Annotated in this window: 10 protein-coding genes, 1 pseudogene and 1 riboswitch; of the genes and pseudogenes, 2 read left to right on the top strand and 9 right to left on the bottom strand. The window is 63.3% G+C overall.

Features of this window, described 5'->3' with window-relative positions:
* The 7 genes and pseudogenes from JHD73_RS24575 to ydfG form a co-directional block, all read right to left on the bottom strand.
* Positions 1-122 (bottom strand): annotated as a pseudogene (locus JHD73_RS24575) (peptidoglycan-associated lipoprotein); the annotation flags it as partial.
* A gap of 29 nt (positions 123-151) precedes the next feature.
* Positions 152-1,438: a Tol-Pal system beta propeller repeat protein TolB gene (gene tolB / locus JHD73_RS24570; protein WP_233177143.1), complete on the bottom strand. Its 1,287-nt coding sequence runs from the start codon at positions 1,436-1,438 to the stop codon at positions 152-154.
* A gap of 70 nt (positions 1,439-1,508) precedes the next feature.
* Entirely contained in the window at positions 1,509-2,546 is a 1,038-nt protein-coding gene (tolA, locus tag JHD73_RS24565) for a cell envelope integrity protein TolA (RefSeq protein WP_199032788.1), read from the bottom strand.
* Positions 2,547-2,583: 37 nt separating this feature from the next.
* The gene (tolR, locus tag JHD73_RS24560; RefSeq protein WP_199032787.1) at positions 2,584-3,018 is read right to left on the bottom strand and encodes a protein TolR; all 435 of its coding nucleotides are present in this window, start codon (positions 3,016-3,018) and stop codon (positions 2,584-2,586) included.
* A gap of 19 nt (positions 3,019-3,037) precedes the next feature.
* Positions 3,038-3,730, bottom strand: coding sequence for a protein TolQ (gene tolQ / locus JHD73_RS24555; protein WP_199032786.1), 693 nt, complete (start codon positions 3,728-3,730; stop codon positions 3,038-3,040).
* Positions 3,727-4,131, bottom strand: coding sequence for a tol-pal system-associated acyl-CoA thioesterase (gene ybgC, locus JHD73_RS24550; protein WP_199032785.1), 405 nt, complete (start codon positions 4,129-4,131; stop codon positions 3,727-3,729). The genes tolQ and ybgC overlap by 4 nt, the downstream gene beginning before the upstream one ends.
* A 90-nt stretch (positions 4,132-4,221) precedes the next feature.
* Positions 4,222-4,974, bottom strand: a complete 753-nt coding sequence (ydfG, locus tag JHD73_RS24545) for a bifunctional NADP-dependent 3-hydroxy acid dehydrogenase/3-hydroxypropionate dehydrogenase YdfG (protein WP_199032784.1) — start codon at positions 4,972-4,974, stop codon at positions 4,222-4,224.
* Positions 4,975-5,112: 138 nt separating this feature from the next.
* Positions 5,113-5,250: riboswitch (ZMP/ZTP riboswitch) on the top strand.
* 131 nt (positions 5,251-5,381) lie between these two features.
* Here ydfG and glyA point away from each other — a divergent pair.
* Positions 5,382-6,629 (top strand): serine hydroxymethyltransferase, encoded by a 1,248-nt coding sequence (gene glyA, locus JHD73_RS24540; protein ID WP_021195235.1) that lies wholly within the window; start codon positions 5,382-5,384, stop codon positions 6,627-6,629.
* 131 nt (positions 6,630-6,760) lie between these two features.
* Positions 6,761-7,225 carry a transcriptional regulator NrdR gene (gene nrdR / locus JHD73_RS24535; RefSeq protein WP_199032783.1) on the top strand — a complete coding sequence of 155 codons (465 nt, stop codon included), beginning with the start codon at positions 6,761-6,763 and terminating at the stop codon, positions 7,223-7,225.
* Positions 7,226-7,311: 86 nt separating this feature from the next.
* Here nrdR and JHD73_RS24530 read toward each other — a convergent pair whose 3' ends face one another.
* Complete coding sequence (locus JHD73_RS24530; RefSeq protein WP_199032782.1) at positions 7,312-7,680, bottom strand: hypothetical protein; 369 nt, start codon at positions 7,678-7,680, stop codon at positions 7,312-7,314.
* Between the two features lie 306 nt (positions 7,681-7,986).
* A partial coding sequence (locus tag JHD73_RS24525; protein WP_269848305.1) for a pilus assembly protein occupies positions 7,987-9,127 on the bottom strand: 1,141 nt, incomplete at its 5' end.

Below are 9,127 nucleotides of genomic sequence, written 5' to 3'. Positions count from 1 at the left end.
GTGCCTGCACCGCCCGTGCCATTCTTGGCGGTGTCATCCAGCTTGACGCCCGAGCTGCAAGCGCCCAGGGCCAGCAGCGTGGCAATCGCTGCGAGTTTGATCATGGTTTGGGACTTCGACATGTCCGATTTCTCCTAAAGGAACGGCTTCGTTATTGCATGAAAGGGCCCCATGCCGGCTCACGAACTTCACCGGCCTGGAGGGAAAGAATCTGACGCGTACGGCCGTCGGTCGACACTGCTGCCAGCACTGTCTTGCCGCCCACGCGTGTGGAATACAGGATGAACTTGCCGTTGGCGGCAAAGCTCGGGGATTCATCGTAGGAGGTGTCCGTCAGCGCGTTCACGTCGCCGTTGGTCAGGTCCTGCGTGTACAGGCGGAACGCACCACCCACGCGCGAGATATACGCCAGCAGCTTGCCATCCGGCGACACGCGCGGGCTCGTGTTGTAGCCGCCCTTGAAGGTCACACGTTGGGCACCGCCCGCCTCTTCGCCATCAGCCGACATGCGATAGATCTGGGGGGCGCCTCCACGGTCGCTGGTGAAGTAGATCGAGCGGCCATCCGGCGAGAACGACGGTTCGGTATCGATGGCGCTGCTACGGGTCAGGCGGCGCAGGCCTGAGCCATCGGCATTGACCACGTAGACCTGCGTATTGCCATCACGCGAAAGCGCCACCGCCACGCGGCGGCCATCGGGCGACCACGATGGCGCGGAGTTGTTGCCCTTCTGGTTCGAGATCACCGTGCGGCGACCCGCCACCAGATCGTGCACATACACCACCGGCTTCTTGAGCTCGAACGACACATACGCGACCTTGGTGCCGTCCGGCGACCACGACGGCGAAATGATCGGCTCGTTGCTGGTCAAGGCGACCTGCGGGTTGGCGCCATCCGAATCGGAAATCTGCAGCTGATAGCGACGGCCCACCTTCGACACATACGACAGGCGCGTCGCAAACACGCCTCGTTCGCCGATCAGCTTCTGGTAGATGTAGTCGGCAATTTCATGCGCAGCCAGACGCAATTGCCCTGGGCCGCGCGTGAGCGACAGACCACCCAGGCTCTCGCCCTTGGCGGTGTCATACAGGCGGAAGCGGATCTCGTAGCGGTCGCCATTGCGCGTGACGGTGCCGCCCACGAAGGCAGCAGCGCCACGCGTCTTCCAGGCACCCAGGTCCGGGGCCGGATTGTCCGGCACCACGGCGCCGGCGACATCCACGTTGGAGAAGCGCCCGCTGCGAACCAGGTCAGCCCGAACGATGGCCGAGAGGTTCTGCGGGGCTTCCGCCTCGCCCTGGAAGTTAGCGATGGCGATCGGGTACTGGCTCGATCCGACCCCCGAAATCTCAACGTTGAGCTGGGCGTGGGCCACACCAGCGCATGCTGCAGTCAGCAGCAATGCCTGCGCGGCTCGTCGGAAGATCGGAATCCACATCTTCATCATGTTCATCGTCCGTATCAAATCTGTGAACCGAAGCCAGCGCCACTCGGGCGACGCCAGCGCGTTATTCCTTAGGTCGGAACGTCAGGTTGACGCTCGACGGTGCCTTGCCGTTGGTATCGCGCGGCAGCGGGTCGGAGCGATCTACAGCCCGCAGCACGGCTTCATCATAGGCGCCGTTGCCACTCGACTTGGTCAGCCGCTTGGACAGGATCGAGCCGTCCGGCGCCATCGTCACCGCCACCACTGCTGCCGGGTTGCCGCTGATGGCGCCCGGGTCGAATACGATGTTCGGCTTGACCTTGGCGCGCACGCGCTCGGCATACCCGGCAGACGCCGTACCGCCCGTGCCCTGCGCATTGCCAACACCGCCGCCCGAGCCCTCCGCCTTGCCGGCACCACCTGCCAGAGCCTGCATGCGCGCCAAATTGGCGTTGCGCTGGGCATTGGCCTTCGACTCGGCAGCCTTGCGCTCTGCATCAGCCTTGGCCTTGGCATCGGCCGCAGCCTTGGCCTTCAATTCCTTCTGCTTGGCTTCAGCGTCCGCCTTGGCCTTGGCTTCTGCCTGGGCTTGCAGCTGCGCGTTCTTGCGGGCCTGTGCTTCAGCGGCAGCCGCCTTTTCCTTGGCCTGCTGTTCGGCCTGGGCCTTGCGTTGAAGTTCCGCCTGGCGGGCCTGCTGCTCCTTTAGCTGCGCCTGGCGTTGCGCTTCGGCACGATCCTCAGCGGCGCGGCGGGCGAGTTCAGCCTGACGCGCGGCCGCCACAGCAGCCGCTGCGGCCGCAGCTTCATGCTCACGCTTCTTGCGCTGCTCCAACGCAATGTCGGCTTCCTCTTCCACCTTCGTCGGCGGCGCCTTGATAACGGGCTCCGGCTTGACCTCAGGCGGAGGAGGCGCCGTCTGGACGGCCTGCTGAACGGCAGCCTCGTCCCACAGTTCAGCTTCTTCACCACGCGGTGTGCTGCTCTGCCACTGCACGCCAAAGTACAGGAAGGCGATCAGCAACAGATGCGTGAGGACTGCCAGTCCGAACGCGCGCAGTGTGCCGCGCTCGCGAACAGGCTCGTAACGATGCAACGCAGGGCTCAACGACCTTGTAGCCATGACGTTCAGGTTGCCTCGCCCGGAAACATCTTCGCGTTCATTGCGACTTCACCATCAGGCCGACGCGCTTGATGCCATCGCCCTTCAATACGCTCATCACCGTCAGCACGCGGTCGTATTGCACGGCTTTGTCTGCGGCGATGACAACTGGCTGATCAGGGTTCTCGTCGGTACGCTGCTTGACGAAGGCGCGCAACTCATTGTTGTTGGCGAGCTTCTGCTCGGTGGCACCCGAGCCCGTCTTGATGCGAGCAAGGATCGTGCCGTCGCCCTTGATGGTCACGACGATGGGCGGTTGGGTCTGCTGCGGCGTAGCGTTGGCCACGGTCGGCAGGTTGACTACACCGGGGTTCACCACGGGCGCCGCCACCATGAAGATGATCAGCAGCACCAGCATCACGTCGATGTACGGAACGACGTTGATGTCGGCCTTGGCCCGTCGGGCGCGGCGCGTTCGCTGGATGGTAGCCATAGCGATCCGTCCTTAGCGCTTAACGCGTTTGGCGCTGGAGGATGTTCGAAAACTCCTCCATGAAGCTCTCGAACCGGTTGGCCAGACGGTCTATCTCGGTGGCGTAGCGGTTGTAGGCAATCACTGCCGGAATGGCCGCAAACAGGCCGATGGCCGTGGCGACCAGCGCTTCAGCAATACCCGGCGCCACCGCAGACAGCGTGGCCTGCTGCACGTTGGAGAGGCCGCGGAAGGCGTTCATGATCCCCCACACCGTGCCGAACAGGCCGATGTACGGGCTGACCGAGCCGACCGAAGCCAGGAACGGCAGGTGCGATTCGAGCGAATCCATCTCGCGCTGGTAGGCGGCGCGCATGGCCCGGCGGGCAGCATCGAGGATGGCGCTCGGGTCGCCACCGCCGCGCTGCTGCTCGCGCGTCTTGAGGTATTCGCGCATGCCAGCCTCGAAAATGCGCTCCAGCGCACCCGTCTTGTGGCGGTTGTTGGCCGCGCTTTGATACAGCGCATGCAGATCGCCGCCGGCCCAGAAATCGCGCTCGAACGATTCGGTCTGGCTGCGCGCGGCGCGCAAGGCAAAGGCTTTGCGGAAGATGTACGTCCAGGAGAACAGCGACATCACCAGCAGCAGGCCCATGACAAACTGGACCAAGAGACTGGCGTGCAGCACCAGCGAGACGATCGACAGATCTTGTGTGACCTCGACGGGATTCATGCGGCAGCTTTGATGGTTGCGAGTACGGGAGCGGGGATCGGGGTCGGCCGGAATGTGAGTCGGTCGACACACCCAACGCGAATCGTGCCTGAGGCGAGCAGAACGTCGCCGCGCCAACCTTCCTGGGCAAATTGGACCGATGCCGGCCCGACCCGTTCCATACGCGAACGGATCTGCACCAGATCATCCAGGCGGGCAGGTGCGCGGTAGTCCACAGCGGTGCTGCGCACCACAAAAATGGCCCCGGCCGTGTCGGCCAGCGCCTGCTGGTCGACCCCGAGCGCGCGGAGCCACTCAGTGCGGGCGCGCTCAAAGAATTTCAGATAGTTGGCGTAGAACACCACGCCGCCTGCGTCGGTATCTTCCCAATACACGCGCAGGTTCCACTCAAAAGAAGACATCCGGCGATTTTACCAAGGCTCATGTGACGGCCAGCCATCCACCGGCCGGCCGAGGGCTTGCACGCTGCGGCAAACCCAGCATGACACGACTTAAGCCATACCTCGCGTCAGGCTCGTGGCCGAGAATGACTGGCAAACGGGCATGAGCTCGATTGCGTTGACATTGAAGTGCGCGGGCAGCGCCGCCATCCAGTAAACGGCCTCGGCGATGTCGTCGGCGGTCAGGGCCTCGGTGCCTTCATAGACCTTGCCCACGCGAGCATCATCGCCCTTGAAGCGGACGTTGGAGAACTCAGTGCCCGAGCACAAGCCTGGCTCGACGTTCGACACGCGCACACGCGTGCCGGTCAGGTCAGCACGCAAGTTCAGCGAGAACTGGCGCACGAACGCCTTGGTGGCGCCATAGACGTTGCCGCCCGGGTATGGGTACGTCCCGGCGATCGAACCGATATTGATCACATGGCCGCGGTTGCGCTCGACCATGCCCGGAAGTAGCGCACGCGTCATATGGACCAGGCCGGAGCAGTTGGTGCCGATCATGCGGTCCCAGTCGGTCAGGTCTGCGCGCTGGGCGGGCTCCAGGCCTAGCGCCAGGCCGGCGTTATTGACCAGCACGTCAACCTCGCGCCAGCCCTCGGGCAGCGTGCCCGGCAACGCGGCGACAGCGTCGGCGTCCAGCACATCCAGCACGAACGGCAGGAGCGCGTCGCCAAGCTCGGCCTTGAGCGCATCCAGGCGATCCTGGCGGCGACCGGCAGCGATCACGCGGTGACCTTCCCGCACGAAGCGTCGCGCAATGGCTGCACCGAAGCCGGCCGTCGCGCCGGTCACGAATACGATCATGGAATGTCTCCAAGCCTGAAAAAAGCGAAAAACAGAGTTTACCTGAAGCGTTGCCGCCTGTTGCGCCGCAATGTGCTTGGACAAGCGCCCCGCGCCTTGCGGCGCTCAAGGGGCTGTCGTACACTCGCGGGCAACCATTCCACCTTGCGCGACTGGCGAATCCCGGGCTGCACATGAAACGTGCGGCAAACTCCGGCAGTGGGCACCGACCACGAGGAAGCGCAAGGTTTCTGGCGTCATGCACAACGACGCCTGCCGCTCGCCTGGGCAGCGAATGGGAAGCAGGGTGACTTGGGCACCTGGCTGCAACGGCCTGAAGCAGGCGGATGCAGTTGCCCGAGCCGCGCGCGTTTCCCCGCCTCGCCCGACCATCGCCTTTTCCGTTTCGTTTTTGACAGACACTCGCCATGTTCGAACGCAGCCGCTATACGATCGACCAGATCGATCCCGAGATCTTTGCCGCTATCCAGAAGGAAAATCAGCGTCAGGAAGACCACATCGAGCTGATTGCCTCCGAGAACTACACCTCGCCGGCCGTGATGGCCGCGCAGGGTTCGCAACTGACCAACAAGTACGCCGAGGGCTACCCCGGCAAGCGCTACTACGGTGGCTGCGAGTACGTGGACGTGGTCGAGCAACTCGCGATTGACCGTGTGAAGCAACTGTTCGGCGCCGAAGCCGCCAACGTGCAGCCGAACTCCGGCTCGCAGGCCAACCAGGGCGTGTTCTTCGCCGTGCTCAAGCCGGGCGACACGATCATGGGCATGAGTCTGGCTGAAGGCGGCCACCTGACGCACGGCATGGCGCTCAACATGAGCGGCAAGTGGTTCAACGTGGTCAGCTACGGCCTGAACGCCCAGGAAGACATCGACTACGACGCGCTGGAAGCCCTGGCGCAAGAGAAGAAGCCGAAGCTGATCATCGCTGGCGCATCGGCCTTTGCGCTGCGCATCGATTTCGAGCGCATCGGCAAGATCGCCAAGTCGATCGGCGCGTACTTCATGGTGGACATGGCCCACTACGCCGGCCTGATTGCCGCGGGCGTGTACCCGAACCCGGTGCCGCACGCTGACTTCGTGACCACGACCACGCACAAGAGCCTGCGCGGCCCGCGTGGCGGCGTGATCCTGATGAAGGCCGAACACGAGAAGGCCATCAACTCGGCGATCTTCCCGGGTATCCAGGGTGGCCCGCTGATGCACGTGATCGCCGGCAAGGCGGTGGCGTTCAAGGAAGCGCTGTCGCCCGAGTTCAAGGCCTACCAACAACAAGTGGTCAAGAACGCCGCCGTGATGGCAGAAACGCTGATGGCCCGTGGCCTGCGTATCGTGTCGGGCCGCACCGAAAGCCATGTGATGCTGGTTGACCTGCGCGCCAAGAACATCACCGGCAAGGAAGCGGAGAAGGTGCTGGGCGACGCGCATATCACCGTCAACAAGAACGCGATTCCGAATGACCCGGAAAAGCCGTTCGTGACCTCGGGCGTGCGCCTGGGCTCGCCGGCGATGACCACGCGCGGCTTCAAGGAAGCCGAGGCCGTGAAGGTGGCGCACCTGATTGCCGACGTGCTGGACAACCCGCACGATGAAGCCAACATTGCTGCCGTGCGCGCCAAGGTAGCTGAGCTGACCAAGCAGTTCCCGGTCTACGCCTAAGCAGTTGGCAATGGCCGCGGCACATGCGCCAGCGGCCACGTAGTACCCTTGCCGCGATGCGCCCCGAGCGGGCCGTCGCGGCGTTGTTCTTTTAGCGCAGTGCGTTCTTTGAGGTTTCTCAGGAGACCGGCATGAAATGCCCGTTTTGCGGCCACGCGGCCACCCAGGTGATTGAGACCCGCATGTCGGAGGAAGGCGATACCGTGCGCCGGCGCCGCAAATGCGAGTCCTGCGACCGCCGGTTCACCACCTACGAACGCATCGAGCTGTTTTTCCCGGCCGTCGTCAAGAAGAACGGCAGCCGCGTCGACTACGACCGCAACAAGGTCAAGGATTCCATGCGCCTGGCGCTACGCAAGCGCCCTGTTTCCGCCGAGGCCATCGACGAGGCCATCGCCCGCATCGAAGAAAAACTCCTTAGCCACGGCGAGAAGGAAATCGGCAGCGACCGCGTGGGTGAGCTGGTTATGCGCGAGCTCAAGCGGCTGGACAAGATTGGGTATATCCGGTTTGCGTCGGTGTACCGGAGTTTTGAGGATCTGGCGGAGTTTCGAGACGTGCTGGATGAGGTTGCGGCGGCTAGCGTGCGCAAATGAGTTCCTCGCCAGGTGCGATACGTCACCTCCAGTTTCACCGATTGCCTGTGGATGCGGGCATCGAAAAGCCAGACATACCGACCGCTTTATCCGGAGGGGTCAATCTGAAATTCGAGTTCTCTTACCGCGGCCACATCTGTACCAAGCCGCTTGGCGGGAACGAAACGCGTCTCCATCAGGATCAAAGCCAGCCTGGCAGCAGCAGCGTAGTTCCCCTCACTAGCGCGGACAATTTCTACGCGCAAGACCGCGCCCTCGCTGCCTATATAGACGCGTAACACCATAGTCGATGCGTCTGACACTAGCGCCATCACATCCAGAAGCTCAAGTGCGCTTGCCGGCAAGGCTTGGCGGTCCACTTCCGTCGACGTATAGAACCGCAATCCATCGACGTCCTGGGAAAGCGAAGCCGCGTGCGTCCGCCTTTCCTGCTGGTAGTTTGCGTTGGAGCGCAAGCTCGCTGTCGCTGGACCGCTAGACGAACCAGGCGCATCTTGCGTACTAGCGCCGCTCTCCACATCACCGACAGTGCCCTGACTCGCTGGCGCCGTCGGCAGGTTCACGAGCAACAGCGCCCCTCCCCCCGGCAGGTCGCCCCTCCCCGCCTGTGGAATCCAAATGCAAGCAGCCTGCAAAAATGCCAAGTGCCCCACCACGGCGGCGACCGTGCAGACGATCCAGGCTCGTCTCATACAGCTTATCGCTTCCTAACTGACGGTCTCACCACTTCGCGGTGCAACGTCATCGTCGCCCTGTCGCCGTCAATCGGCGACAGGAACCTCACGCCAGTTAATCTGCCGGATAGCCTGAACCACCGTCGGAACGAGTGGCACAGAATTGACCGCGCTGTTGTCCGTACCCGCCTCCAGTCGAACGGAACCATTGACGTTGAGATAGGAGAGGTCAACGATCAGCCCCCCACCGGTGAAGTACGGCTGCAGCACGCCGGCACTATTGACCACGCGACTGATGCCAGTGCCGATGTCCAGCGAGAACACGCGGTTGCTGCCGGACGGATTGCAGGCGTCACCGTTGGGCAAGTTGGCGGCAAACGACACCGTACCGAAGTTCGACACCGGGGCCACGTTCACGCGTTCGGCCACGCCGTTGGACGACTGGCTGAGGTCGATGTAATAGCCCATGACCGACGTCGGTGCGCTACCAATGCCCTTCAGCAGATTCGTGTCCGCATTGAGATTGCTGCGCTGGATCGGGAACGTGACGCCGCTCGGAAGATCGGTGCTGCTGTTGAAGCGCTGCACCACGCCGTCATAGATGACGTAGAAGCTCTGCGTCTGGCTGCTGGCGATATCGGTGCTGCCGAGCAGTCGGCCGGTCCCCACCATGACGTAGCGCTTGAGCGAGTTCGGCTGGATCTCGATCAGCGGCGGTGTGGTGACAGGCTGCACATTGCCGCTCGGGTCGGTCAGCTGCGCAATCTTGGTCGGTGCCGGATAGGCCGCCGGGGTGCCCGTAAGATCAAAACGCCAGACGTTGCCAAGCAGGTCGCCCGCGTAAATCGAGTCCGTCGTGTTGTCGGTGTAGTCGGCCACATAGGCAGACGCATAGGCCAGACCGGAGGGCGAGCTTGCGGAGCCGACGCCCGTCGAAATCGACTCCAGCAAGGCGCCGTTCGTCGGGTTCAGAATGAAGAGCCTCCCCACGCCATCGGCGTTGTTGTAGCCCGACGGCACCGCAACGATCCAGCCGTACTTCTTGGTCTTCACGACGATCGGGTCACCATAGGTGAAGCCCAGGGTGCCTTGCGATGCGTTGGAGGGGCCGCCGAATTCCCACATCACCTTGCCGGCCAGTGCGCTTTCGGTGGTGATCGTCGTGGGGTCGGTAATGTCGAGCGCGTAGTAGCCCTTGCCGCCCTTGCCCAGCCCGCCGATCAGCATC

The organism is Ralstonia sp. ASV6, assembly GCF_016429285.1.
GTDB classification, from domain to species: Bacteria; Pseudomonadota; Gammaproteobacteria; order Burkholderiales; family Burkholderiaceae; genus Ralstonia; species Ralstonia flaminis.
The sequence above is the reverse complement of the archived record's forward strand: the minus strand, read 5'-3'. Positions and strand labels throughout refer to the sequence as shown.